24 protein-coding genes are annotated in these 24,406 nt (G+C 64.9%); 20 read left to right on the forward strand and 4 right to left on the reverse strand.

Annotated features, from left to right (window positions below):
* Positions 1-91: 91 nt before the first annotated feature.
* Complete coding sequence (locus AACL56_RS10010) at positions 92-3,313, reverse strand: Rne/Rng family ribonuclease (protein WP_339089694.1); 3,222 nt, start codon at positions 3,311-3,313, stop codon at positions 92-94.
* Between the two features lie 562 nt (positions 3,314-3,875).
* Here AACL56_RS10010 and AACL56_RS10015 point away from each other — a divergent pair.
* From AACL56_RS10015 to AACL56_RS10030, 4 genes are read left to right on the forward strand one after another with little or no spacing between them, the layout of a single operon-like run.
* A complete protein-coding gene (locus AACL56_RS10015) occupies positions 3,876-4,976 on the forward strand; it encodes an RluA family pseudouridine synthase (RefSeq protein WP_339089695.1) in 1,101 nt (366 codons plus the stop codon).
* Positions 4,969-5,640, forward strand: a complete 672-nt coding sequence (locus tag AACL56_RS10020) for an HAD family hydrolase (RefSeq protein ID WP_339089696.1) — start codon at positions 4,969-4,971, stop codon at positions 5,638-5,640. The genes AACL56_RS10015 and AACL56_RS10020 overlap by 8 nt, the downstream gene beginning before the upstream one ends.
* A gap of 18 nt (positions 5,641-5,658) precedes the next feature.
* Entirely contained in the window at positions 5,659-6,027 is a 369-nt protein-coding gene (locus AACL56_RS10025) for a Rieske (2Fe-2S) protein (protein ID WP_339089697.1), read from the forward strand.
* A gap of 1 nt (position 6,028) precedes the next feature.
* Positions 6,029-7,045, forward strand: a complete 1,017-nt coding sequence (locus AACL56_RS10030; protein WP_339089698.1) for a S49 family peptidase — start codon at positions 6,029-6,031, stop codon at positions 7,043-7,045.
* 10 nt (positions 7,046-7,055) lie between these two features.
* Here the strand turns inward: AACL56_RS10030 and AACL56_RS10035 are convergent, their stop codons facing one another.
* Genes AACL56_RS10035 through AACL56_RS10045 form a run of 3 tightly spaced genes read right to left on the reverse strand, consistent with a single transcriptional unit; the run spans position 7,056 to position 9,558 of the window.
* On the reverse strand, positions 7,056-8,207 hold the full coding sequence (locus tag AACL56_RS10035) for an MFS transporter (RefSeq protein ID WP_339089699.1): 1,152 nt from the start codon (positions 8,205-8,207) through the stop codon (positions 7,056-7,058).
* Between the two features lie 2 nt (positions 8,208-8,209).
* A complete protein-coding gene (locus AACL56_RS10040; RefSeq protein ID WP_339089700.1) occupies positions 8,210-8,980 on the reverse strand; it encodes an SAM-dependent methyltransferase in 771 nt (256 codons plus the stop codon).
* The gene (locus AACL56_RS10045) at positions 8,977-9,558 is read right to left on the reverse strand and encodes a Maf family protein (protein ID WP_339089701.1); all 582 of its coding nucleotides are present in this window, start codon (positions 9,556-9,558) and stop codon (positions 8,977-8,979) included. Before AACL56_RS10045 ends, AACL56_RS10040 begins: the two co-directional genes overlap by 4 nt.
* 80 nt (positions 9,559-9,638) lie before the next feature.
* Between AACL56_RS10045 and AACL56_RS10050 the strand changes: the two genes are divergently transcribed.
* The 16 genes from AACL56_RS10050 to AACL56_RS10125 all read left to right on the forward strand — a co-directional run bounded on the left by AACL56_RS10050 (position 9,639) and on the right by AACL56_RS10125 (position 24,404).
* Complete coding sequence (locus AACL56_RS10050; RefSeq protein ID WP_339089702.1) at positions 9,639-10,208, forward strand: YceD family protein; 570 nt, start codon at positions 9,639-9,641, stop codon at positions 10,206-10,208.
* A gap of 146 nt (positions 10,209-10,354) precedes the next feature.
* The gene (gene rpmF / locus AACL56_RS10055) at positions 10,355-10,537 is read left to right on the forward strand and encodes a 50S ribosomal protein L32 (RefSeq protein ID WP_007830466.1); all 183 of its coding nucleotides are present in this window, start codon (positions 10,355-10,357) and stop codon (positions 10,535-10,537) included.
* A 61-nt stretch (positions 10,538-10,598) separates the two neighbouring features.
* Positions 10,599-11,696, forward strand: a complete 1,098-nt coding sequence (gene plsX, locus AACL56_RS10060; protein ID WP_339089703.1) for a phosphate acyltransferase PlsX — start codon at positions 10,599-10,601, stop codon at positions 11,694-11,696.
* Positions 11,696-12,673, forward strand: a complete 978-nt coding sequence (locus tag AACL56_RS10065; RefSeq protein ID WP_339089704.1) for a beta-ketoacyl-ACP synthase III — start codon at positions 11,696-11,698, stop codon at positions 12,671-12,673. Before plsX ends, AACL56_RS10065 begins: the two co-directional genes overlap by 1 nt.
* Positions 12,674-12,726: 53 nt before the next feature.
* On the forward strand, positions 12,727-13,680 hold the full coding sequence (fabD, locus tag AACL56_RS10070; RefSeq protein WP_339089705.1) for an ACP S-malonyltransferase: 954 nt from the start codon (positions 12,727-12,729) through the stop codon (positions 13,678-13,680).
* Positions 13,681-13,704: 24 nt separating this feature from the next.
* Positions 13,705-14,448 (forward strand): 3-oxoacyl-ACP reductase FabG, encoded by a 744-nt coding sequence (gene fabG, locus AACL56_RS10075; protein WP_339089706.1) that lies wholly within the window; start codon positions 13,705-13,707, stop codon positions 14,446-14,448.
* 98 nt (positions 14,449-14,546) lie between these two features.
* Complete coding sequence (gene acpP / locus AACL56_RS10080; RefSeq protein ID WP_007830471.1) at positions 14,547-14,786, forward strand: acyl carrier protein; 240 nt, start codon at positions 14,547-14,549, stop codon at positions 14,784-14,786.
* 99 nt (positions 14,787-14,885) lie between these two features.
* The gene (gene fabF, locus AACL56_RS10085; RefSeq protein ID WP_339089707.1) at positions 14,886-16,130 is read left to right on the forward strand and encodes a beta-ketoacyl-ACP synthase II; all 1,245 of its coding nucleotides are present in this window, start codon (positions 14,886-14,888) and stop codon (positions 16,128-16,130) included.
* A gap of 13 nt (positions 16,131-16,143) precedes the next feature.
* The gene (locus AACL56_RS10090) at positions 16,144-16,626 is read left to right on the forward strand and encodes a hypothetical protein (protein ID WP_339089708.1); all 483 of its coding nucleotides are present in this window, start codon (positions 16,144-16,146) and stop codon (positions 16,624-16,626) included.
* A 9-nt stretch (positions 16,627-16,635) separates the two neighbouring features.
* Positions 16,636-17,310, forward strand: a complete 675-nt coding sequence (rpoE, locus tag AACL56_RS10095; RefSeq protein ID WP_339089709.1) for an RNA polymerase sigma factor RpoE — start codon at positions 16,636-16,638, stop codon at positions 17,308-17,310.
* A gap of 17 nt (positions 17,311-17,327) precedes the next feature.
* Entirely contained in the window at positions 17,328-18,005 is a 678-nt protein-coding gene (locus AACL56_RS10100; RefSeq protein WP_339089710.1) for a sigma-E factor negative regulatory protein, read from the forward strand.
* Positions 18,006-18,029: 24 nt separating this feature from the next.
* Positions 18,030-19,112, forward strand: coding sequence for a MucB/RseB C-terminal domain-containing protein (locus tag AACL56_RS10105; protein ID WP_425337003.1), 1,083 nt, complete (start codon positions 18,030-18,032; stop codon positions 19,110-19,112).
* 100 nt (positions 19,113-19,212) lie between these two features.
* Complete coding sequence (locus tag AACL56_RS10110; protein ID WP_339089712.1) at positions 19,213-20,694, forward strand: DegQ family serine endoprotease; 1,482 nt, start codon at positions 19,213-19,215, stop codon at positions 20,692-20,694.
* 522 nt (positions 20,695-21,216) lie between these two features.
* Entirely contained in the window at positions 21,217-23,028 is a 1,812-nt protein-coding gene (gene lepA, locus AACL56_RS10115; protein ID WP_339089713.1) for a translation elongation factor 4, read from the forward strand.
* A gap of 7 nt (positions 23,029-23,035) precedes the next feature.
* Positions 23,036-24,001 carry a signal peptidase I gene (lepB, locus tag AACL56_RS10120; RefSeq protein WP_339089714.1) on the forward strand — a complete coding sequence of 322 codons (966 nt, stop codon included), beginning with the start codon at positions 23,036-23,038 and terminating at the stop codon, positions 23,999-24,001.
* A 34-nt stretch (positions 24,002-24,035) separates the two neighbouring features.
* Positions 24,036-24,404: a DUF4845 domain-containing protein gene (locus AACL56_RS10125; protein ID WP_339089715.1), complete on the forward strand. Its 369-nt coding sequence runs from the start codon at positions 24,036-24,038 to the stop codon at positions 24,402-24,404.
* Positions 24,405-24,406: the final 2 nt, after the last annotated feature.

Genomic DNA, 24,406 nt, shown 5'->3' on the forward strand with positions numbered 1-24,406 from the left:
CGGCGACGAGCCCGTGACTGAGGCCTGATCCGGGGCAAGCATAAAAAAACGGCGCCATCGGCGCCGTCTTTCATTTGCGAGCGGGTGTCGCTCAGAGCGTGCGTTGCTGCGCTGTAGCGTCAGGAGCAGCCTGCTCGAACGGCAGCGACATCGAACCGAGGTCGCGGCGCGTTTCGACCAGCACCAGCGGGCCTTCGTCGAGTACCACCACCGGCGGGCGCTCGCGGGGCACATGCACCGGCTTCGGTTCGGCGGCAATTGCGGCGCGTGCCTGCTCGATGCGTTCTGCGTCGGAATTGACCCACTGCAGGCCCGAACCTTCGGCGATCTGCGCGAGTTCGGCCAGCGGCAGCTCGAAGGGCTGCACCTTGGGCAACGCGCGGCCATTGGCGGCGGGCGCGGCGGCAGGGGCCTTGGCGCTTTCGACCACGATCGGCGCGGTGGCAGCCGCGACCGGCGCAGGGCGCTCGGCACGCGGTTGCTGCTGCGGCGCCGGCTCGCGAACTTCCGCGGCGATGGCTTCGACAGCCTGGAACGTTTCGACGCGCTCCGATGCGAGCGGCAGGGCCTGCTGGCTTTCGGCGATTGCCTCCGTGGCGACAGGCGCTTCGGCGGTGGCGGCATCGCTGCCGTCGCGCGGGCCGCGTTCGCGGCGGTCGCGGCCATAGCGGTCACGCGAACGACCGCGGCGTTCGTCGCCTTCGCGGCGCGGTGCCTGCTCGTTGCTGCCGTCGAGGGCTTCGCTGCCTTGCTGCTCGGCATCGGCGGCGGCTGCCACTTCAGCGTCGCCGTTCAGCTGCGGCGCGTCGTTGCGACGCTCGCGGCGGCCGTCGTTGCGGTCGCCACGCGGTGCACGCTGCTCGTCGCCGCGACCTTCGCGCGGCTCGCGTCCTTCACGACCGTTGCGGGGTTGGCGCTCGCCCTGGGCGGCGCCTTCGCCACCTTCGGCGCTGCGTTCGACGCGGTCGTTGCGTTCCCCGCGCTCGGCACGTTCACCACGTTCCGCACGGTCGCCGCGCTCGCCACGTTCACGGCGGGGACGCGGTGCGCGTTCGCCGGTGCTGCCTTCTTCGCCCTGCGCGGCGCCGGGCACCAGTTGCTGGGCTTCGAGGTTGGCGTTGCCATCGAGGGCCTCCGTCGGCAGGTTGCGGGCCTCGCGGCCTTCGCCTTCGCGACGCTCGCCGCGACCGTTGCGGCGTTGTTCGCCGTCGCGCGGTGCGCGGGCTTCACGCGGCTCACGAGGTTCGCGCTGATCGCGAGGTTGGCTGGTGCCGTCGGCGCGCAGTTCGCCGTTGCGGCCTTCGCGCCCTTCACGGCCCTCGCGACCTTCGCGGCGTTCACCGCCACGGCCGCCGCGGCGTTGTTCGCCGTCGCGTCCGCCCGAGCGGCCGCCGTTCTCGCCGCGGCCTTCTCCGCGACCTTCACCGTTGCGGCCGCCGCGGCGCTGTTCGCCGTCGCGTCCGCCGCGTGCCTCGCCGTCACGGCCAGGGCGGCCGTCGCGTCGAGGCTTCGGTGCCTCGACCGGAATCGCGGAAGGCGCCGGTGCGGGCGCTGCCACGGGTTCCGGCGCAGCGCCGAACAGCTTCTTGATCCAGCCGACGAAGCCAGTCTGTGCCGGCACGGGCGCGGCCACCACAGGCGGTGCGACCGGTGCAGGTGCCGCCACCGGAGGGCGCACCGCTTCGGGCTTGGGCGGCACCACAGGCGCGGGCGCGTCGGGCAACACGCCCTTGATGACCGGGGTCTGCTTGTTGGTGGGCTCCTGCGAACGGCGCGTGACCGAGGTCGGATCCTCGATCTCGTCGGCCATCTTGTAGCTGGCTTCGATGTGGTCGAGGCGCGGGTCGTCGTGCTTCAGGCGCTCGAGCTTGTAGTTCGGCGTTTCGAGCGTCTTGTTCGGCACCATGAGCACGGTGACGCGCTGCTTGAGCTCGATCTTGGCGATCTCGGGGCGCTTTTCGTTCAGCAGGAACGAAGCGACTTCCACAGGCACCTGCACATGCACGGCGGCCGTGTTGTCCTTCATGGACTCTTCCTGAATGATGCGCAGGATCTGCAGCGCGCTCGATTCGGTGTCGCGGATGTGGCCCGAGCCGCCGCAACGGGGGCAGGGGATCGACGAACCTTCGCTCAGCGCCGGCTTCAGGCGCTGGCGGCTCATTTCCATCAGGCCGAACTTGCTGATCGAGCCGAACTGCACGCGGGCGCGGTCCTGGCGCAGCGCGTCGCGCAAGCGGCTTTCGACTTCGCGGCGGTTCTTCGACTCGTCCATGTCGATGAAGTCGATGACGATCAGGCCGCCCAGGTCGCGCAGGCGCATCTGGCGGGCCACTTCGTCGGCGGCTTCGAGGTTGGTGCGGGTGGCGGTTTCTTCGATGTCGCCGCCCTTGATGGCGCGGGCGGAGTTGACGTCGACCGAGACCAGCGCTTCGGTGTGGTCGATCACGATGGCGCCGCCCGAAGGCAGCTGCACGGTGCGGGCGTAGGCCGACTCGATCTGGTGCTCGATCTGGAAACGGCTGAACAGGGCCGCGTCATCGCGGTAACGCTTCACGCGGGCGGCATGCTCGGGCATGACGTGCGCCATGAACTGCTGCGCCTGGTCGTAGATGTCGTCGGTGTCGATCAGGATGTCGCCGATGTCGTGATTGAAATAGTCACGGATCGCGCGGATGACGAGCGAGGATTCCTGGTAGATCAGGAACGCGCCCTTGCCGCCCTTGGCCGCACCGTCGATGGCGCTCCAGAGCTTGAGCAGGTAGTTCAGGTCCCACTGGAGTTCGGGCGCCGAGCGGCCGATGCCGGCGGTGCGCGCGATGATGCTCATGCCCTTCGGGTACTCGAGCTGGTCCATCGCCTCCTTGAGTTCGGCGCGGTCGTCGCCCTCGATGCGGCGTGACACGCCACCGCCACGGGGGTTGTTCGGCATCAGCACGACGTAGCGGCCCGCGAGAGAGATGAAGGTGGTGAGGGCGGCGCCCTTGTTGCCGCGTTCTTCTTTCTCGACCTGGACGGTCAGTTCCTGGCCTTCGCGGATCGCGTCCTGGATGCGGGCCTGGCTGGCAGACACGCCCTCGGCGAAGTACTGCTTGGAGATTTCCTTGAACGGCAGGAAGCCGTGGCGGTCTTCGCCGTAGTCGACGAAACAGGCTTCGAGCGAAGGCTCGACGCGCGTCACGACCGCTTTGTAGATGTTGCCCTTGCGCTGTTCGCGCCCTTCGATTTCGATTTCGTAGTCGAGCAGTTTCTGCCCGTCGACGATGGCCAGGCGGCGTTCTTCGGCCTGCGTGGCATTGATCAGCATCCGCTTCATGATGCGTTGTCCTTATATGTATCGTTCTACCGGCCCTTGATGGGCCAACGATGCACGGACGACGCCCGCGAAACCAGGGAATTGCCGCTTGGGCCCCGGATGCTGTCGCTGCCGCGCCGAGCGCGTGCAGGCCTCTCGAGCGTTAGCTCAAGCAGACAGCCGGGGTGGGGGCGCGTGGATGGGCGCGAGCCAGATTCGGTGTTGGGTAGCTATCTTTTTGATAGCCGGTTGCGCAAGGGTGGCGCGCGCTACCGATCGTTCGATGCCTGCGGCCACTGGTCGAAACCAGGTGGGCCAGCGCAGGCAAAGTTGAATCAGCAGCATCAACACAACAAGGGACTCGCTTCGATCCGCCTGCAGCTTGGTCAGCTGCAGGCTGGGTATTCCGTATCGGTGTTTCGTGGGTGTCGGCTTGACTTGGGCGCCTGCTCTGCCACTTTGCGCAATTGCGCGGGGTTTGCAGCTGAGCGCCAAAGCGGCATCGACCTCGCAGCGCCGCCCTGGGTATTTGATGGCAGTGGACTAAACTTCTGTCTAATCAAGCACTTACATGACCGCGCTGGTGAAAAACATTATAGGTGCGAAGCAAGGCCCCGCGGCTGCTCGAAATCCCGCAGACCGAAAAGCCCCGGCCGATGACGCCGCGCCGCATTCGGCCATCCGATTTCTCACGGTCGACGCCGAATCCGTAGGGCAGCGGCTCGACAACTTCCTTTTCCGCCATCTGAAAGGCGTGCCGAAGACGCACGTCTACCGGATCATTCGTTCGGGCGAGGTCCGCATCAACAAGGGCCGCGTGCAGGCTGAAACCCGCATCGAGGCAGGCGACGTGCTGCGGCTGCCGCCGATCCGGCTGTCGCCGCGGGCGGAAGAGGGCGCCGCCCCGCCCGCGCCGGCACGCGAATTCCCGGTATTGCTGGAAGACGACGCCGTGCTGGCCATCGACAAGCCCGCCGGCGTGGCTGTCCACGGCGGCAGCGGCGTGAGCTTCGGCGTGATCGAGCAATTGCGCACCGCGCGGCCCGGCGCCAGGTTCCTGGAACTGGTGCATCGGCTCGACCGGGAGACCTCCGGCATCCTGCTGGTGGCCAAGAAGCGCAGTGCGCTGGTCGCGTTGCAGGACCAGTTCCGGGAGCGCGAAACCGGCAAGACCTATCTGGCACTCGTCGAGGGCGACTGGCCCGCCAACAGGAAGGTGCTCGATGCGCCGCTGGCCAAATACCTGTTGCCCGACGGCTCCGGAGCGGGTGCCGGCGAGCGCCGCGTGCGCGTGGTCGCCAAGGACCACCCGGACGCCATGCGTGCCGTCACGCTGGTTCGCGTGCTGGCACGGCTCGCGATGCCGGGCGACGCCACGCCGCTGTCATTGCTGGCCGTGACCATCAAGACCGGTCGCACGCACCAGATCCGCGTGCACCTCGCCTCGGCCGGGCACCCGATCGCGGGCGACGACAAGTACGGCGAATCCGAGCGCCAGCGCACACTGCAGAAGCTTGGCCTCAAGCGCATGTTCCTGCATGCCTGGCGGCTGCAGTTCAACCATCCGGCCAGCGGCGACCGCGTGGCGCTGCAGGCCGACCTGCCGCCCGAGCTGCGCGTGCTGATGTCGCCCGCTGCCCTCGAGGCCATGGCCCAACACCCCACTCCCACGTCCCATGACTGAATCATCCAGACCCCTCAACTTCGACCTGATCGCCTTCGACTGGGACGGCACCCTCTACGACTCCACGCGCCTGATCGTGCGCTGCATCCAGGCTGCGGTGGTCGACGTCGGCGGCGCCAAGCCGAGCGAGAACGACGCTGCCTGGGTGATCGGCCTCGGACTGGCCGAGGCGTTGGCGCGTGCCGCGCCCGACGTGCCGAAGGAAAAGTATCCCGAGCTCGGCGCGCGCTACCGCTACCACTACCTGCAGCACCAGGATGACCTGGTGCTGTTCGACGGCGTGTTGCCGATGCTCGATGCCCTGCGTGCGCGAGGCCACAGGCTGGCGGTTGCCACCGGCAAGTCGCGCCGCGGCCTGAATGAGGCGCTCAGGTCGGTGGCGCTGCGCGACCGCTTCGACGCCTCGCGCACGGCCGACGAAACCTTCGGCAAGCCGCATCCGCGCATGCTGCTCGAGCTGATGGAAGAACTCGACGTGACACCCGAACGCACGCTGATGATCGGCGACACCACGCACGACCTGCAGCTCGCGCAGAATGCCGGCGCCGCCTGTGTGGGGGTGAGCTACGGCGCCCACGAGCCCGCCAGCTTCGACGAGTTCAAACCGCTGCACATCGCGCATTCGGTGGCCGATCTCAAGGCGTGGCTCCTCGGCAACGCCTGAAGCCGGACTTGTGTTGCCATGAGTGAAGAACGCATCCCCTTGTGCAACGCGTCGGATCTGGTCGAAGGCGGCTTGGCCGTTCCATTCGACGTGGTCCATGGCGGCGAGACCTGCCGCGCCTTCGCGATTCGCTTCGAAGGCCTGCCGCATGCATTTCTCAATCGCTGCAGCCATGTGGCGATGGAGATGGACTTCCAGCCCGACCGGTTCTTCGACGACACCGGCCAGTGGCTGCTGTGCGCGACGCATGGCGCGGTCTACAGGCCCGACACCGGCGAATGCGCGGGCGGCCCGTGCCGCGGCGGCCTCGTGAAGATCGCCTTGAGCGAGCATGACGGCGTAGTGCACTGGCATACTGACTGGAACCTTCATCCCCTGACCTTCTGACATGACCGACCCGAACCGAACGGAACCCGCGGGGTTCGAACCATTTGAGCCGGCTCCTCCCAATAACATGGCCAAAGATCCCACGCAGCGTCCCGGTTGGGAACGCGCCACCCTCGAGAAGCTTGCTTTCGCCTCGCTGAACGAACAGAAGGCCACGCGCCGCTGGAAGACCTTCGTGCGCCTGTCCTGGCTGGCGTTCTTCATCTTCCTGGCCTGGCTCGCGCTTTCGCGCAGCACGCCGAGCACCGCCAAGACCACGGCCCACACGGCCGTCGTCGAGATCAAGGGCGAGATCGCCAATGGCGGCGACGCCAGCGCCGAATTCGTCGTGGCCGCCATGAAGACCGCGTTCGAGGACGAGGGCGCCAAGGGCGTGGTGCTGCTGATCAACTCGCCTGGCGGCAGCCCGGTGCAGGCCGGCATCATCAACGACGAGATCAAGCGCCTGAAGGCCAAGTACAAGAAGCCGGTCTATGCCGTGGTCGAGGAGACCTGCGCGTCGGCGGCTTACTACATCGCTGCAGCGGCGGACAAGATCTACGTCGACAAGGCCAGCATCGTCGGCAGCATCGGCGTTCTGATGGATGGCTTCGGCTTCACCGGCGTGATGGAGAAGGTCGGCGTCGAGCGCCGCTTGCTCACTGCCGGCGAGAACAAGGGCTTCCTCGATCCGTTCAGTCCGATGAGCGACGCTCAGCGCGCCCATGCACAGACCATGCTGAACCAGATCCACGCCCAGTTCATCAACGTGGTGAAGACTGGACGCGGCGATCGCCTGAAGCTCGACACGCCTGGCCTGTTCAGCGGCCTGTTCTGGAGCGGCGAGCAGGCCGTTGAATACGGCCTGGCGGATCAGCTGGGCAATGTCGACTACGTGGCCCGCGAGGTCATCAAGGCCGAGGAAGTCATCGACTACACCCGTCGTGACAACGTGGCCGAGAAGCTGGCAAAGAAGTTCGGCGCTGCAATGGCCGAGACCACCGTGCGCCTGATGCACACCGCGCCGGCGCTGCGCTGACCCGATTCGCCTACCTGGTTTCGCTGCGGGCGGTGTAGCGCGCCGATGCCGCCAGCGCTGCAGCGAAAACCACGACCACATAGAGCGCGGCCGTCAGCGACGTTGCCCGCGCGAGCAAGCCAATGGCCGCCGGGCCTGCCATGAATCCCAGATAGGCCACGGCCGACACCGAGGCGATGCCGCGCGCAGGCTCGACCCCCGGCACTTTCGCCGAAGCCGAGAACAGGATCGGCACCACGTTCGCGAAACCCACGCCCACGCCCGCAAAACCGACCAGCGCCAGCCAGGACAGGTTGGTGATCAGCACCAGGGCCATGGCCGCCGCGGCCAGCAATCCGCTTCCGAGCAGCAGCGTGGCAGGCGAGAAACGGGCGCGCATCGCATCGCCGCCGAACCGCGCTGCTGCCATGGCAGCCGAGAAGCTTGCATAGGCCAGCGCGGCCTGCTGCTGCGGACTGCCGATCTCCTGCTGCATGTAGAGCACGCTCCAGTCGTAGATTGCGCCTTCGGCGATCAGGCCCAGCGCGGCGAGCACGCCCAGCACGGCGAGCGTGCCGCGCGGCAGCAGGAAACCGTGGTCGGCTTCGGCTGCGCCGCTGGTGGCCGGTCGGGGCAGCATGTGCCGCGTGGCCGCCGCCACCAACGCCATCATGGCTGCGGCAACGATCAGCAGGTGCGCCTGCGCGCCCAGGCCGGCCGCCAGTGCGGCACTGCCGCTGGCGGCGCCTGCCATGCCGCCCAGGCTGAACATGCCGTGCATTCCGCTCATGAGTGGCGTGCCGCCGTGCAATTCGAGCTGCGCGGCTTCTGTGTTGATGGACACGTCGAACACGCTGGTTACCAGGCCGAAGGCGGCCAGCAGGAGCAGCAGCGCAAAGTAACCCGGCATGGCGATCAGTCCGGCCAGCAGCAGCGCGTAGATGCAGCCGCAGATGCCGGCCGTGCGGCGCGGACCGTGGCGGCCGATCCAGCGGCCCGCGCTGGTCAAGCCGATCATCGCGCCCGCACCGGCCGCGAGCATGGCCAGCCCGAGTTGCGCTTCATCGATGCCGTAGTGCGCCTTGACCGTGGGCACGTGCACGCCCCAGGTCGCGAAGATGAAGCCGGCGGAAAAGAACTGCGCACGCGACGCCCAGCGTGCGCCCGGGGTGACGGCCACCATGGTCAACGGCCGATCGCGAACACGGCGGGCAGGCGTTCGTCCGTGGTGGCTTGCGGCTTCGCGGCGCGCCAGGACTTGACCGTTTCGCTGCGCACCTGCGCCGTGGCCAGCGTCAATCCGCGCGCCACGGCAAGCCGGGTGTTGTGCTGCAAAGTCTGCAGGAGCGCCTGCAGCAGCGAGGCGTTGCGATAGGGCGTTTCGATGAACAGCTGTGTCTGGCCCGACTTGAGCGCCAGTGCTTCGAGCTCGCGGATGCGCACCTGGCGCTCGCCGGCATCCTGCGGCAGGTAGCCTACGAAGGCGAAGTTCTGGCCATTCAGGCCACTCGCAGCCAGCGCCAGCAGCAACGACACCGGGCCGGTGAGGGGCACCACGGTGAGGCCCAGATCGTGTGCGGCGCGTGCGACCGAAGAACCTGGGTCGGCCACGGCCGGCATGCCTGCCTCGCTCAGCAGGCCGATGTCGTGACCCTCCAGCGCGGCAGCCAGCAGCGGGCGGGCGTCGAACTGGCCGGCATGGTCGCCCTTCTTGTGCACTTCGCGCGGCAGTTCCTGGATGTCTTGCGCCTGCAGGGGTGCTGCGAGAGGCGCAATGGCGTCGATGCGCTTGAGATAGGCGCGCGCTGACTTCGCGTTCTCGCAGATCCAGTGCGTGATGCCTGCCGCGAGCTGCAGCGTGCCGAGCGGCAGGGCGTCCTGCAGCGGAGCCTGCACTTCGCAACCGAAGTCGAGCGGCGCCGGAACGAGATAGAGCTTGCCTTTGGGTGTTGTCACAGCAGTTCGACTCCTGCAGCGCGCAGCATCTGGCAGGTGCGGATCAACGGCAGGCCGACGAGCGCTGTCGGGTCATCGCTGTCGATTGCGTCCAGCAATGCGATGCCGAGGCCTTCGCTCTTGGCACTGCCGGCGCAGTCGTAGGGCTGTTCGGCCTGCAGGTATTGCTCGATCGCCGTGTCGCTGAGGTCGCGAAAAACCACGCGCACAGGCGCGATGTCGCGCTGGACGAAGCCGGAAGCGTGGCAGACGACGGCCACGGCCGTCTGGAAGATCAGCGTCTGGCCGCTCATGCGGCGCAACTGGGCGGTGGCGCGGACATGGTCGCCGGGCTTGCCGAGCGCTTCGCCGGCCAGGTCTGCCACCTGGTCCGAGCCGATGACCACGGCTTGCGGAAAGCGCGTGGCCACGGCGTTGGCCTTTTCGAGCGCCAGCCTCAGAGCCAGGTCGCGCGGTGTTTCTCCGGGAAGCGGTGTTTCGTCCACTTCGGGCGAGTGCACGTCGAAGGGCAGTCTGAGGCGGTTGAGCAGTTCTTGGCGGTAGCGCGAGGTCGAGGCAAGGATCACTGTGCGTTGCATGAGGAGATTGTGCGTGAGCCTCCAAGACCCTGAGGCACGCCCGACGCACGCGAGTGAGCAGGCGCGATAGACTGGTGCGGATGAAGAGAGAATTTGCCCCCGAACGGCTCAATGTGCCGGCCTTCACGGCCGCCGCTGCCACCCTGGATGCCGCAGACCCGGTCCCTGACTATGAGCGCCTGGTCGCCGAACTGGCTGCCCCGGCCCCCGAGGCGGTGGTCCGGTGGGAGGCCAGCGGGGAAGAGCGCCCAGGCGCAGACGGCAAGCCCACGCCCTGGATGCATCTTGAAGCCGAAGCCACCGTGCCGCTGGTTTGCCAGCGTTGCCTGGCGCCCGTGGAAACGCTGCTTTCGGTGGACCGCTGGTTCCGTTTCGTGGCCGACGAGGCGACCGCCGAGGCGGAAGATGAGGAGGCGGACGAAGACCTGCTCGTCGTCAGCCGTGATTTCGACCTGCGCACGCTGATCGAGGACGAGCTTCTGATGGAAATCCCCGTCATGCCGGTCCACGACATTTGTCCTGCGCCCGTGCGCCTTTCCTCCAGCGACGAAGACTTCAAGGCTGCCGGAGAGGCCAAGCCGAATCCCTTTGCTGCCCTCGAAGCGTTGCGTTCGCGCACGCCGAAAGACGGCTTGGAAGAGGGCAAGTAGCTCTTTCGCGGTGGCTGGGCTATAATCATGGGCTTCGCGCGCGCCGCCGTGAGATGCATCGCAGATCAGCACATGCCAGCCATGTCACTGCATTGCCACTGTTTGAGCCCGCACCTTTTCACTCACCTTACAGTCCAGGAGCCACCATGGCCGTCCAGCAAAACAAGAAGTCGCCTTCCAAGCGCGGCATGCACCGTTCCCACAATGCGCTGGTCGTTCCCGGCATCGCCGTCGAGCCGACCACCGGTGAAACGCACCTGCGTCACCACATCAGCCCCAACGGTTTCTACCGTGGCCGCCAGGTGCTCAAGAACAAGTCCGAAGCCTGATCTCGCATCCCAAGGCCAAGGCCCGAAGCTACTTTCCCTGTAGCGTCGGGCCTTTGTTTTGATGGCTACGCCTTCTTCCCCCGAAATCACTGCTGCTCCTTCCGCAATCACGCTGGCCGTCGATTGCATGGGGGGTGATCATGGGCCGCGAGTCACGCTCGCGGCCTGCCGCGCCTTTCTCGAGCGGCACAGCGAGGCCTCGTTGTTGCTTGTCGGCGTGCCGGCGGCGCTTTCTGGCTTTGCCACGCATCCCCGCGCCCGGATCGTCGCTGCCAGCGAGGTCGTGGGCATGGACGATCCAGTGGAAATTGCTCTTCGCAAGAAGAAAGATTCTTCGATGCGTGTGGCTATCCAGCAGGTCAAGGACGGTGTCGCACAAGCGGCCGTCTCTGCTGGCAATACTGGGGCGCTGATGGCCATTGCGCGCTATCTGCTCAAGACGCTTGAAGGGATCGATCGGCCCGCCATCGCGCCGCAGCTGCCCAATGCCAAGGGTGGGGCGACAACCGTGCTCGACCTGGGTGCAAACGTCGACTGCGATGCCGAGGATTTGCTTCAGTTCGCCGTGCTCGGCTCGGCCCTGGTGTCTGCATTGACCGGCAACGAGGCGCCATCGGTCGGGTTGCTCAACATCGGTGAAGAAGCGATCAAGGGCAGCGAAACGATCAAGAAAGCCAGTCAACTGCTGCGTACGGCTGCCAATTCGAAAGATCTGAACTTCTACGGAAACGTGGAAGGCAACGATATTTTTAAGGGCACGACGGACATCGTCGTATGTGACGGTTTCGTCGGAAATGTCGCGCTGAAGGCCAGCGAGGGCGTTGCTTCGATGATCGGAGAATTCATTCGCGTTGAATTTTCCAGAAATGCTTTCACCAAACTGGCTGCGATTGTTGCGTATCCGGTTCTAAAAGCTTTTAAAAGCCGTCTTGATCACCGCCGATACAACGGCGCTGCGCTTTTGGGGCTGCGTGGCCTGGTGTTTAAGAGTCATGGCTCGGCTGACGAAGTGGCTTTCGGCCATGCGCTGGATCGCGCTTATGATGCCGCTCGCAACAACCTGCTCGATCGCGTGCGGGCCCGCATCGCCCACGCCGCGCCTTTGCTCGCGCGGCAAGAACCGGCGGCGCCGGTCGACGCGTCAGCCCTTCACGTTTGATGACCCCTTATTCACGCATTACCGGCACCGGCAGCTATCTGCCTCCACGCCGCGTGACCAATGACGATCTCGCCAAGGAGTTGGCGGAGCGCGGCATCGAAACTTCCGACCAATGGATCGTCGAGCGCACCGGCATCCATGCGCGGCACTTTGCCGCTCCGGACGTCACGAGCAGCGATCTTGGTCTCGAGGCAGCCCGCCACGCGCTCGAATCCGCAGGCCGGAAGGCCAGCGATGTCGACCTGATCATCGTGGCGACTTCGACGCCCGATATGGTGTTCCCGTCCTCGGCGGCCATTCTCCAGAACAAGCTCGGCATTGCCGGCTGTCCGGCATTCGACGTCCAGGCGGTCTGCAGCGGCTTCGTCTATGCGCTCACCGTCGCCGACGCGATGATCCGGACGGGCACCGCGCGCTGTGCCCTCGTGGTGGGCGCCGAGGTGTTCTCCCGCATCCTGGACTTCAACGATCGCACCACTTGCGTGCTGTTCGGCGATGGTGCCGGGGCGGTGGTGCTCGAGGCGAGCGACGAGCCCGGCATTCTGGCGAGCGACCTGCATGCCGATGGCAAGCACGTCGGCATTCTTTGCGTGCCGGGGCATGTTTCCGGTGGCAATGTCCTGGGCACGCCGCTGCTGCACATGGACGGCCAGGCCGTCTTCAAGCTCGCCGTTCGCGTGCTCGAAGAGGCTGCGCGCGCCACGCTCGCCAAGGCGGGCAAGACCGATGCGGACATCGATTGGCTCATTCCGCATCAGGCCAACATCCGAATCATGGAAGGCACGGCGAAGAAGCTGAAGCTTCCTCGCGAGAAATTGATCGTCACTGTGAACGAGCACGGCAACACATCGGCCGCCTCGATTCCGCTGGCGCTCGATGAGGCCGTCCGCTCCGGCAAGGTGAAGAAAGGCGAAACGCTCATGCTCGAAGGCGTAGGCGGTGGCTTCACCTGGGGCGCAGTCCTATTGAACCTGTAGTGTGTTGCGGCGTCCGGCAGAGGACGCCCGCAATGCGAGATGACGCATAAACAATGAAATCCTTTGCTTTTGTCTTTCCGGGTCAGGGCTCGCAGGCAGTCGGCATGCTCGACGCCTGGGTCGGCCACCCTGCCGTTGTCGAGACCTTGCGCGAAGCTTCGGACGCGCTCGGTGAAGACGTGGGCGCGCTGATCAAGAATGGTCCCAAGGAAGAACTGGCGCTGACTACCAATACCCAGCCGGTGATGCTGGTGGCCGGGGTGGCGGCGTGGCGGGCATGGTTGGCTGAAGGCGGCTCGAAGCCTGCGGTCGTGGCGGGTCATTCGCTGGGCGAGTACTCGGCATTGGTCGCCTCGGGCGTGCTGTCGTTGGCGCAGGCCGCGCCGTTGGTGCGTTTCCGTGCGCAAGCGATGCAACAGGCTGTGCCTGTCGGCGTCGGGGCGATGGCTGCGGTGCTTGGCATGGAGTCGGGCAAGGTGGTTGCAGGCTGTGCGGAGGCCACTGCGAGCTTCGGTTCAGACAGCAGCGAAATCGTGGAGGCAGTGAACTTCAACGATCCGATGCAGACCGTGATTGCCGGTAGCAAGGCCGCCGTCGACAAGGCCTGCGAACTGCTCAAGGCCAACGGCGCCAAGCGTGCGTTGCTCCTGCCTGTGTCGGCACCGTTTCATTCGAGCCTGATGAAGCCTGCCGCCGAGGCTCTGCGCGAGAAGCTGGCCTCCACCACGCTGGCGCCGCCGCAGATTCCAGTGTTGAACAACATCGATGTGGCTGTGGAAACCGATGCCGACCGCATCCGCGATGCGCTGGTGCGCCAGGCCGCAGGCCCGGTGCGTTGGGTCGAGAGTGTCCAGGCCTTGAAACTGCGCGGTGTCGCCTCCATCATCGAGTGCGGTCCCGGCAAGGTGCTGGCCGGCATGGTGAAGCGCATCGCTCCCGATCTGGAAGCCGCGTCGGTGTACGACCCGGCCACGCTCGCGGACATCCGACAATCGCTCGCCGGCTGACCGGCAAGGCCAGACACTTTTTTTATGAGCATTCCCAAATTCGAAGGGCAAGTTGCCCTGGTGACCGGCGCGACGCGCGGTATCGGCGCAGCGATCGCACTGGAGCTTGCCCAGCGCGGACTGAAGGTCGTGGGCACCGGCACTACCGACGAAGGTGCGGCCAAGATCACTTCGGCGCTCAGCGCATTCGGCGGCCGCGGCCGGGCGCTCGACGTCAATGACGGCGCCGCCGTCGAAGCCCTGATCGACGAGATCGTGCAGGCCTATGGCGCGATCCACGTGCTGGTCAACAATGCCGGCATCACGCGCGACACGCTCGCCATGCGCATGAAGGACAGCGATTGGGATGCAGTACTCGACACCAATCTCAAAGCGGTCTTCTCGCTTTCGCGCGCAGTCATCCGCCCGATGATGAAGCAGCGCTATGGTCGCATCATCAGCATCACCAGCGTGGTGGGCGCCTCCGGCAATGCCGGCCAGGCCAACTACGCAGCTGCCAAGGCAGGCGTCGCAGGCATGACCCGCGCGTTGGCCCGTGAACTCGGCAGCCGCAACATCACCGTCAATTGCGTCGCACCCGGTTTCATCGAAACCGACATGACGGCCAGCCTCCCGGAAGCCCAGCAGCAGGCGCTGCTCCAGCAGATTCCTCTGGGGCATCTGGGCAAGCCAGCCGACATCGCGCATGCAGTGGCTTATCTCGCATCGCCCCAGGCGTCATACGTCACGGGGCAGGAGCTGCACGTCAACGGCGGCATGCACATGTAGCCGAAAGGCGCAATCTTTCCCGCACCGGGTGCACGGCAAATGCCACAATGCGCCCGGCTAAAATCCACCGATTACCTACAACCCTCAGAGGGAACCAAATGAGCGATATCGAAGCACGTGTCAAGAAAATCATCGCCGAGCAACTCGGCGTGGAAGAGTCCCAAGTGACGAACGAAAAGGCTTTCGTGGCCGACCTCGGCGCTGACTCGCTCGACACGGTCGAACTCGTGATGGCACTCGAAGACGAATTCGGCATCGAAATTCCCGACGAAGATGCCGAGAAGATCACCACGGTGCAAAACGCCGTCGACTACGCCACCAAGAATCAAAAGGCCTGACAGGCCAGCTGACAACATTGCAACTGCGGCCGGCGGCTTTTCTTTGAACCGCACGCGCCGGCAGGCAACTGTTCAGCGCTTCCAGAAAGGTTTGCCGGCATGACCAAACGCCGCGTCGTCGTGACCGGACTCGGTTGCATCGCTCCTGTCGGAAACACCGCATCCGAATCCTGGGCCAACCTGTTGGCCGGGAAGTCGGGCATTGCGAACATCACCGCGTTCGATGCAAGCGCCTTCGCCTGCAAGTTCGCCGGTGAGGTCAAAGGTTTCGACATCACCCAATACATTTCGGAGAAAGAAGCGCGTCACATGGACCGCTTCATTCATCTGGGCCTAGCCGCCGCCATCCAGGCTGTGCAGGACAGCGGATTGCCGACCGGCGAAGCGCTGTCTTATGAAGAAGCCGTGCGCATCGGATGCAACATCGGCTCGGGCATCGGCGGTCTGCCGATGATCGAACAGACGCACGGCGAACTGACTGCACGCGGCCCGCGCCGCGTGTCGCCGTTCTTCGTGCCGGCATCGATCATCAACATGATCTCCGGCCACGTGTCGATCAAGTACGGCTTCAAGGGCCCAAATATCGCCGTGGTCACTGCCTGCACCACCGGCCTTCACGCCATCGGCACGTCGGCACGCATGATCGAGTACGGCGATGCCGACGTGATGATTGCGGGCGGTGCCGAATCGACCATTTCCCCGCTCGGCATCGGCGGTTTCACCGCGCCTCGCGCGCTGAGCACGCGAAATGACGATCCCGCCACGGCCTCGCGTCCCTGGGACAAGGATCGTGACGGATTCGTGCTGGGCGAGGGCGCCGGCGTGCTGGTGCTCGAGGAATACGAGCATGCCAAGGCGCGCGGCGCGAAGATCTATGCTGAAGTTGCGGGCTTCGGCCTGACGGGCGATGCGTATCACATGACTGCACCTGACGTCGACGGCCCCCGCCGCTCGATGGCCATGGCACTGTCCAACGCCGGTGTCAACGCCGATCAGGTCCAGTACCTCAACGCACATGGCACTTCGACGCAGATCGGCGACGTCAACGAGACGAATGCGGTCAAGCTGGCGTTCGGCGACCATGCGAAGAAACTGGTGGTCAATTCGACGAAGTCGATGACCGGCCACTTGCTGGGCGGCGCGGGTGGTATCGAATCGGTGTTCACGGTGATGGCGCTGCACGAGCAGAAGAGCCCGCCTACCATCAACATCTTCAATCAGGATCCGGAGTGCGATCTCGACTACTGCGCCAACGAGGCGCGCGATCTGAAGATCGACGTCGCGGTCAAGAACAACTTCGGTTTCGGCGGCACCAACGGTACGCTGGTGTTCAAGCGCGCTTGAGCATTGCTCCTTCATGCACAGCGCGCCGTCGGTGACTTATCCGGTGGGGCGCTCGCGCGGCGCGACCCGCCTTCTCATTACCCTTTGGGCCTTGGGCGCCTGCAGCGCCGGTGCGTCCTGCTATTTGTTCGATAGCAATGGATGGCGCCAGCTGTTGCTGGTTCTAAGTGTTGCCTTCGCCGGTGCGGCAGCGGGCTTCGGCCTGCGCCGCGATGGTGCGGGAACCTTGCGCTTCGACGGTCTCTGTTGGTCGCTCGACGGGGCTGCGCCGACGCGCCCGGTGAATGCCGCGCGAGTACTGGTGGCCCTTGATTTTCAGTCATTGATGCTGCTGCGCCTGAGCGAGCCGGGCCGCGCGCGTCGCTGGGTCTGGGTCGAGCGGCGGGCAATGCCAGAACGCTGGCGCGACGTTCGTCGTGCGGTATATTCGCGCCCCCCTGCCGCAACGCACGGGGGTGACACCTGGCGCGCGACGGCACCTGCCGATGCGTCCTGAATTTTCCCGATGACCACTTCTCCGCCGCCCGTACCGCCGGATTCCGGCCTGACCGACGCGCCTGCTGGAGCGCCGCGTCCGGGCGAGGTCGACTTCCAACTGGTCCAGCGCACCGTCGCAGGCGACCAGAAGGCGTTCGAGCTGCTGGTGATCAAGTACCAGCGCCGTATTGAACGCCTGATCGGGCGGATGGTGCGCGATGTCGACCTGATCGAGGACATCGCGCAGGAAACCTTCATTCGCGCCTACCGCGCGCTGCATCAGTTCCGCGGCGAGGCGCAGTTCTATACCTGGCTCTATCGGATCGCCGTCAACACCGCCAAGAAGGCGCTGGTCGACATGAAGCGCGATCCGACCGTCTCCGAAGCTGCTCTGAGGCCGTCTTCTGAAGACGAGGATGAAACTTACCGTCCCGGAAACGAACCAACCACCGACGAAACCCCCGAATCGGTCATGGCGGCGAACGAAATCGCCAGCGCCGTCGAGGCTGCCATGGAAGCGCTGCCGGCTGAATTGCGGCAGGCGGTCACGCTGCGCGAAATCGAGGGCATGAGTTACGAAGAGATTGCCGAGGTCATGGATTGCCCCATCGGCACCGTGCGTTCGCGCATTTTCCGGGCGCGCGAGGCCATTTCGGCCAGGGTCAAGCCGCTGCTGGACAACCAGTCCGGCAAGCGTTGGTAAGTAAGCAGGTGAATGAAATGAATCAGACGATGACGGTTCGGGAACAGGTGTCCGCACTTGCGGATGGTCATTTGCAGGGCGAGACATTCGCTCAGGCCATCGAGGCGGTCTGCGCCGACGGCGAAGCGCGCGCGGCTTGGCAGGCGTTCCATGTGGCGGGCGATGTGTTGCGCTCGGGCTCGCATTCGCCGTGCAGTGACACCTCGGCGTTCCTTGCGCGTTTCCAGCAGCGGCTTGCCTCTGAGCCCGCACCACTGACTCCTGCGCCGGTACCGATGGCCGCGCCTGTCACGGTGCCGGTGCAGCGAAGGGTGGAGGCCGCCAACGAACCGGTGTTTCGCTGGAAGTTGGTGGCTGGGGCCGCGTCTCTGATGGCGGTGGCCGCCATCAGCTGGACACTGGTCGGCAACGGCTCGGCAGTGCCGCAAGCCGGTGGCCAGTTGGCCGCAGCTCCCTTGCAGCAGGTCCAGCCAGCCGTAAATTCGGTGTTGGCTTCGGTAGCCGTCAATGGTGAACAGCCCGCGGCCAACACGCTCACGCCGACGCGGGTGATTGTCGGCAATGGCAATCCGCAAGTGATGCTGCGTGATCCGCGGCTCGACCAGTTGCTCGAAGCGCACCAGCAAGCCGGCGGTGCATCGCAAATGCCTTCCGGTTTCCTGCGCAATGCCACCTTCGAGGGGCCCACGCGCTGAATGCGCGCCCCGCATTCCTCTGTAATGACCGTCAAGATGCCGATCTCCGCACGCGCCTGCGTGCTCGTGTTTGCTGCTTTTTGCCTTGCGCAGGCTGCCATCGCACAGAACCGTACGGGGGCCACGAACGCGAAGAGCGCGGCCGCGACGGCCCAGACGGACGAGCCGCCGGCAATGAGCGTGACCGAGTGGCTGCAGCGCATGCACGCTGGCGCTCGACAGCGCAACTACGTCGGCACCTTCGTCGTGTCGGCGCCGGGCGGCGATCTGTCGAGTGCGCGCATCTGGCACGTGCGCGACGGTGAGCACCAGATCGAGCGCATCGAGGCTTTGTCGGGGCCGCAGCGCTCGACGTTCCGTCGCAACAGCAACGTCATGACCTTCCTGCCCGAGGCGAAGGTCGTCAAGGTCGAGAAGCGCGAGAACCTCGATCTGTTTCCGAATCTGCCGGACAAGCCCGACTCGTCGATCGGCGACTTCTACGATGTCCGCGCCGTGGGCAAGGACCGTGTCGCGGGCTTCGACGCGGACGTGGTTCAACTGGTTCCGCACGACAGCCTGCGGTTCGGCTACCGTATCTGGAGCGAGCGGCGTTCCGGCCTCGTGGTGAAGCTGCAGACCATCGACAGCGATTCACGTGTGGTGGAGCAGTCGGCCTTCTCCGAGCTGCAGCTCGACGCGCCGGTCAAGGCCCAAGCTCTCTCGCAGATGATGGCCAACACTGCCGGCTATCGCATCGAGAAGCTCGAACTGGAGCGCAGCAACGCGCAGGATGAGGGCTGGACGCTCAATACGCCCGTTGCGGGCTTCAAGCCGCGCAGCTTCTTCCGCCGTCCGACCACGGCCAGCGATGCCAGCGGCAAGCCGAAGCCTGACGCGGCCACCGTCCAGTGGACCTTCTCCGACGGCCTGGCTTCTGTGTCGCTGTTCATCGAACGCTATGACGCAGCGCGCGCACCGCGCGACGGCGTGCTTACCATCGGCGCGACCAACGCCATCCGCCGCCAATTGCCCGCGCCAATGGGCGACTGGTGGCTGACGGCCGTGGGCGAGGTGCCGCAACAGACACTCAACGCCTTCGCGCAGAGCCTCGCACGCACGCGCTGACGTCAACGGAGCGCATTGGCTCCAAATTGCGCTGAACCAAGCGTCTGGTGCAGACTCATAGAACTGTTTTCCGCTGCTCTGTTCTTTTGAAAGAAAACCGATGATCTTCAAAGTCGAGGGACACAAGCTCCGTTCCGGCCTGCTGGCATTTGCGCTGGCCCTGACAGCGGGCGCCACCTTCATGCCTGTGGAGCCGGTGCATGCGCAGACGCGCACGCTGCCCGATTTCACTGACCTGGTCGACCAGGTCGGCCCGTCCGTCGTCAACATCCGCACCGTCGAGAAAGTCGCGCAGCGCGGCAACAACGGCGAGATGGATGAAGAAATGCAGGAGTTCTTCCGCCGCTTCTTCGGCCAGCCGGCGCCGGGTCAGCCGCGCCAGGGGCCGAGCCCCAGGCGGCCCCAGCAGCCGCAGGAGGAGGAGCGCCCGCGCGGTGTGGGTTCCGGCTTCATCCTTACACCCGACGGCTACGTCATGACCAATGCGCACGTGGTCGAGGACGCCTCCGAGGTGCTGGTCACGCTGCCCGACAAGCGCGAGTTCAAGGCCAAGATCGTCGGCGCCGACAAGCGCACCGACGTGGCTGTCGTGAAGATCGATGCCACCGGCCTGCCCGCGGTGAAGGTCGGCGACATTTCCAAGCTGCGCGTCGGTGAATGGGTGATGGCCATCGGTTCGCCGTTCGGCCTCGAGAACACCGTCACGGCCGGCATCGTGAGCGCCAAGCAGCGCGACACTGGCGAGTACCTGCCGTTCATCCAGACGGACGTGGCCATCAATCCAGGCAACTCGGGTGGCCCGCTGATCAACATGCGCGGCGAAGTGGTGGGCATCAACAGTCAGATCTACTCGCGCTCGGGCGGCTTCATGGGCATCTCGTTCTCGATTCCGATCGACGAGGCGATTCGTGTGAGCGATCAACTGCGCACCTCGGGCCGCGTCTCACGCGGTCGCATCGGTGTGCAGATCGACCAGGTCACCAAGGACGTGGCCGAGGCCATCGGCCTCGGCAAGGCGCAGGGCGCGCTGGTGCGCGGCGTGGAGGCGGGCTCGCCAGGCGAGAAGGCCGGCGTGGAGCCGGGTGATGTCATCACGAAGTTCGATGGCAAGGCGATCGAGAAACCGAGCGACCTGCCGCGCCTGGTGGGTAACACCAAGCCGGGCACCAAGAGCACGTTGACGGTGTTTCGGCGCGGCGCATCGCGCGACCTGAACGTGACCATCGCCGAGATCGAACCCGACAAGCCCGCCAAGCGCGCGAGCGATCGCGACGAGCCGGCGCCCAAGCCGTCTGCTTCCGCGGCCGCCAAGTCGCTGGGCCTGGCCGTGAGCGATCTCACCGACGCTCAGAAGAAGGAACTCAAGCTCAAGGGTGGCGTGAAGGTCGATTCAGCCAATGAAGCAGCAGCGCGCGCCGGTCTGCGCGAGGGCGACATCATCCTTGCCGTGGGCAATGCCGAGGTGGCGAACACCCGTGAATTCGAGTCCGCCGTCGGCAAGGCCGACAAGAGCAAGTCGCTCAGCGTGCTGTTCCGGCGCGGTGACTGGGCTCAATACGCCCTGATTCGGCCTGCACGCTGATCCGGCGTTGGCGTCAAGTGGCCCCACCCGGCAGTCGGGTTTGGGGCCATTTTTTCGAGGTGTTTACGACGTTCCGTTCTTGCTCATCAAAAAAATCTTACATGCAAGCGCAGTCGATTTTAGTTAGTGATGACTGACTTAAAGGCGGGCTAAGGACGGATTTCGGTAGAATAGCGGCCTTGCGGCGGCCGAGCAGCGCATAAAGAGCGCACTGGCCTTCACGATGCGAGATGTCAGCCAGCAGTCCACCGGTGCTCCACAGATCGCCCACAAGTTGTTCATTGACTGCTCCACCGATCCTGTTGATAACCTGTTCACATCTTTGATGTTGTGGACCTGCAACGACCCCTTTGGACCCTGTTCCCGGATGTACGTGCCTCCCTTTTTGCCTACAATGAAGTTCCAACTACTGCAGTTGCCATTGCTTGTTGGTTCAGGGCGCGTCTCCAGAAGACGCGCCCTTTTTTCTTGCCTGTCGCCCTCTGCGCGCGAGCCAATTCAAGTACTTAAGCGTTCCCGTTGATGAATCACATCAGAAATTTCTCGATCATTGCGCACATTGATCATGGCAAGTCGACGCTCGCAGACCGTTTGATCCAACGTTGCGGGGGCCTCGCGGAACGCGAGATGGAAGCGCAGGTGCTCGACTCGATGGACATCGAAAAAGAGCGTGGGATAACCATCAAGGCGCAGACCGCCGCGCTGCACTACAAGGCACGCGACGGGCAGGTCTACAACCTCAATCTGATCGACACGCCGGGCCACGTCGACTTCTCGTATGAAGTGAGTCGTTCGCTGTCTGCCTGCGAAGGCGCGCTGCTCGTCGTCGACGCATCGCAAGGTGTCGAAGCGCAGACGGTGGCCAACTGCTACACCGCGCTCGACCTCGGAGTCGAGGTGGTCCCGGTGCTCAACAAGATCGACTTGCCCAACGCGGATCTCGACAACGCACGCACCGAGATCGAAGACGTGATCGGCATCGACGCGACCGACGCGATTCCCTGTTCTGCGAAGACGGGTGTCGGCATCGATGACATCCTCGAGGCCATCGTCGCTCGCATGCCCGCGCCGCGCGGCAATCCGGACGGCCCGCTGCGCGCGATGATCGTCGACAGCTGGTTCGACCCGTACGTCGGTGTCGTCATGCTGGTGCGCGTGGTCGACGGCCGGCTCATGAAGGGCGATCGCATCAAGATGATGGCTTCGGGCGCGATGTACAACGCCGACAACGTCGGCGTCTTCACGCCCGCCAACGAGCCGCGCGCTTCGCTCGAAGCGGGCGAGGTGGGCTACATCATCGCGGGCATCAAGGAACTGCAGGCCGCGAAGGTCGGCGACACGGTCACGCTGATCAAGGCCGGCACCGGCGGTGCCGCAGCCACGGCGACCGAGGCGCTGCCCGGCTTCAAGGAAATCCAGCCGCAGGTGTTCGCAGGCCTGTACCCGACCGAAGCGAGCGAGTACGACTCGCTGCGCGACGCGCTCGAGAAACTCAAGCTCAACGATTCGTCGCTGCGCTACGAGCCCGAAGTGAGCCAGGCGCTCGGCTTCGGCTTCCGTTGCGGCTTCCTCGGCCTGCTGCACATGGAGATCGTGCAGGAGCGGCTGGAGCGCGAGTTCGACCAGGATCTGATCACGACCGCGCCCAGCGTGGTCTACCAGGTGGTCAAGAACGACGGCGAAGTCATCATGGTGGAGAACCCCTCCAAGATGCCCGATGTGGGCAAGATGGCGGAGATCCGCGAGCCGATCGTCACCGTGCACCTGTACATGCCGCAGGAATACGTCGGCGCCGTCATGACGCTGGCCAACCAGAAGCGTGGCGTGCAGATGAACATGGCCTACCATGGCCGCCAGGTCATGCTGACCTACGAGATGCCCCTCGGCGAGATCGTGCTCGACTTCTTCGACAAGCTGAAGTCGGTGAGCCGCGGATACGCCTCGATGGACTACGAGTTCAAGGAATACCGCGCCTCCGACGTGGTGAAGGTCGACATCCTGCTGAACGGCGAGAAGGTCGATGCACTCTCGATCATCGTCCACCGCACCCAGTCGCAGTACCGTGGGCGGGCCGTGGTCTCGAAGATGCGCGAGATCATTTCGCGGCAGATGTTCGACGTGGCGATCCAGGCCGCCATCGGGGTCAACATCATCGCGCGTGAGACAATCAAGGCCCTTCGCAAGAACGTCCTGGCGAAGTGCTACGGCGGCGACATCACCCGCAAGAAGAAGCTGCTCGAGAAGCAGAAGGCGGGCAAGAAAAGAATGAAGCAGATCGGTTCCGTCGAGGTCCCGCAAGAGGCCTTCCTCGCGATTCTGCAAGTCGAAGACTGATCAAAAAATGGCATTCATCACCTCCCTGGTCCTTGCGGCTTTCGCCGGCTATGTCGGCGCCTGGTATTTCGGCGCGATCGAAGGCAACTTCGCTCTCCTGCTGTTCGTGGCCACGGTGATCACCGGCCTCTACTGGGTGGCCGAGCGCTTCATCTTCCTGCCCCGGCGTGAACGCGCCGCAGCGGCGCTGGAGACGTCGCTGGCCGAGCGCAACGCGCGCCTGGCAGGGCAGGGCATCAACCAGGTCGACACAGCGGATGCGAAGGCCAGCGAGCGCTTGCTGATGCAGCCCTGGTGGCTCGACTGGACCGCAGGCCTGTTCCCGGTGATCCTGGTGGTGTTCCTGCTGCGCTCGTTCCTGTACGAGCCCTTCAAGATTCCGTCGGGTTCGATGATGCCCACGCTGCTGACCGGCGACCTGATCCTGGTCAACAAGTTCACCTATGGCCTGCGCCTGCCGGTCATCAACACCAAGATCACCACAGGCACGCCGCTGGCCCGTGGGGACGTGGTGGTGTTCCGCTACCCGCCCAAGCCGAGCATGGACTACATCAAGCGCGTCGTCGGCATTCCAGGCGACGAGGTGGCCTACCTGAACAAGAAGCTCACGATCAACGGCCAGCCGGTGTCGAAGCAACCTGCGGCCGACTATCTCGACAGCGAATCGATGCGCCTGCTCAAGCAGTACGACGAAGACCTCGCCGGCAAGAAGCACAAGATCCTGAACGACGATGCAGCGCCCTCGTTCGTGCCGGGCGCCAGCGACTTCCCCGGCCGCGAAAACTGCCGCTACTCGGTCGAAGGCGTGGTGTGCAAGGTGCCCGCCGGCAGCTATTTCATGATGGGCGACAACCGCGATAATTCGGCCGACTCGCGTTTCTGGGGTTTTGTTCCGGACAGCAACATCGTGGGCAGGGCCTTCTTTGTCTGGATGAACTTCGGCGATCTGGGTCGCATCGGTCCGTTCCAATAAGCATTCATCAGCATCGTTCGAGGGGTAAGAGGGCATGAGAACACATCGGTCCGTGCGCAGCAGCGCTGCGCGGCAACGGGGCATTTCGTTCGTCGGCTTGGTGTTCGTGGCGGCCGTGCTCGGCTGCCTGGGCGTGGTCATCGCGCAGGTCGTTCCGACGTTGATCGAATGGCAGGCGATCGACAAGGCCGTCAACAAGGCCAAGGAAGGCACCACCGTGCCCGAAGTTCGCGCCATCTTCGATCGCGCGCAGTCGATCGACGACTTCAAGTCTGTCAGCGGCAAGGACCTCGACATCAAGAAGGTCGGCGACAAGGTGGTCGTGTCGTATTCGTACGAGCGTGAGATCCCGTTGTTCGGCCCGGCGTACCTGACCCTCAAATACAAGGGCGAATCCCGCTGAAC

Source organism: Variovorax paradoxus (assembly GCF_902712855.1).
GTDB classification, from domain to species: Bacteria; Pseudomonadota; Gammaproteobacteria; order Burkholderiales; family Burkholderiaceae_C; genus Variovorax; species Variovorax paradoxus_Q.

Bases quoted from the DNA above. Each gene is read 5' to 3' on its own strand.
- lepB (WP_339089714.1), top strand. From the start codon at position 23,036: ATGGCATTCATCACCTCCCTGGTCCTTGCGGCTTTCGCCGGCTATGTC.
- AACL56_RS10010 (WP_339089694.1), bottom strand. From the start codon at position 3,313: ATGAAGCGGATGCTGATCAATGCCACGCAGGCCGAAGAACGCCGCCTG.
- lepA (WP_339089713.1), top strand. From the start codon at position 21,217: ATGAATCACATCAGAAATTTCTCGATCATTGCGCACATTGATCATGGC.
- rpmF (WP_007830466.1), top strand. From the start codon at position 10,355: ATGGCCGTCCAGCAAAACAAGAAGTCGCCTTCCAAGCGCGGCATGCAC.
- AACL56_RS10020 (WP_339089696.1), top strand. From the start codon at position 4,969: ATGACTGAATCATCCAGACCCCTCAACTTCGACCTGATCGCCTTCGAC.
- AACL56_RS10030 (WP_339089698.1), top strand. From the start codon at position 6,029: ATGACCGACCCGAACCGAACGGAACCCGCGGGGTTCGAACCATTTGAG.
- rpoE (WP_339089709.1), top strand. From the start codon at position 16,636: ATGACCACTTCTCCGCCGCCCGTACCGCCGGATTCCGGCCTGACCGAC.
- AACL56_RS10035 (WP_339089699.1), bottom strand. From the start codon at position 8,207: ATGGTGGCCGTCACCCCGGGCGCACGCTGGGCGTCGCGTGCGCAGTTC.
- fabG (WP_339089706.1), top strand. From the start codon at position 13,705: ATGAGCATTCCCAAATTCGAAGGGCAAGTTGCCCTGGTGACCGGCGCG.
- AACL56_RS10125 (WP_339089715.1), top strand. From the start codon at position 24,036: ATGAGAACACATCGGTCCGTGCGCAGCAGCGCTGCGCGGCAACGGGGC.
- AACL56_RS10090 (WP_339089708.1), top strand. From the start codon at position 16,144: ATGCACAGCGCGCCGTCGGTGACTTATCCGGTGGGGCGCTCGCGCGGC.
- plsX (WP_339089703.1), top strand. From the start codon at position 10,599: ATGGCTACGCCTTCTTCCCCCGAAATCACTGCTGCTCCTTCCGCAATC.
- AACL56_RS10045 (WP_339089701.1), bottom strand. From the start codon at position 9,558: ATGCAACGCACAGTGATCCTTGCCTCGACCTCGCGCTACCGCCAAGAA.
- AACL56_RS10100 (WP_339089710.1), top strand. From the start codon at position 17,328: ATGAATCAGACGATGACGGTTCGGGAACAGGTGTCCGCACTTGCGGAT.
- AACL56_RS10050 (WP_339089702.1), top strand. From the start codon at position 9,639: ATGAAGAGAGAATTTGCCCCCGAACGGCTCAATGTGCCGGCCTTCACG.
- fabD (WP_339089705.1), top strand. From the start codon at position 12,727: ATGAAATCCTTTGCTTTTGTCTTTCCGGGTCAGGGCTCGCAGGCAGTC.
- fabF (WP_339089707.1), top strand. From the start codon at position 14,886: ATGACCAAACGCCGCGTCGTCGTGACCGGACTCGGTTGCATCGCTCCT.
- AACL56_RS10105 (WP_425337003.1), top strand. From the start codon at position 18,030: ATGACCGTCAAGATGCCGATCTCCGCACGCGCCTGCGTGCTCGTGTTT.
- acpP (WP_007830471.1), top strand. From the start codon at position 14,547: ATGAGCGATATCGAAGCACGTGTCAAGAAAATCATCGCCGAGCAACTC.
- AACL56_RS10110 (WP_339089712.1), top strand. From the start codon at position 19,213: ATGATCTTCAAAGTCGAGGGACACAAGCTCCGTTCCGGCCTGCTGGCA.
- AACL56_RS10065 (WP_339089704.1), top strand. From the start codon at position 11,696: ATGACCCCTTATTCACGCATTACCGGCACCGGCAGCTATCTGCCTCCA.
- AACL56_RS10025 (WP_339089697.1), top strand. From the start codon at position 5,659: ATGAGTGAAGAACGCATCCCCTTGTGCAACGCGTCGGATCTGGTCGAA.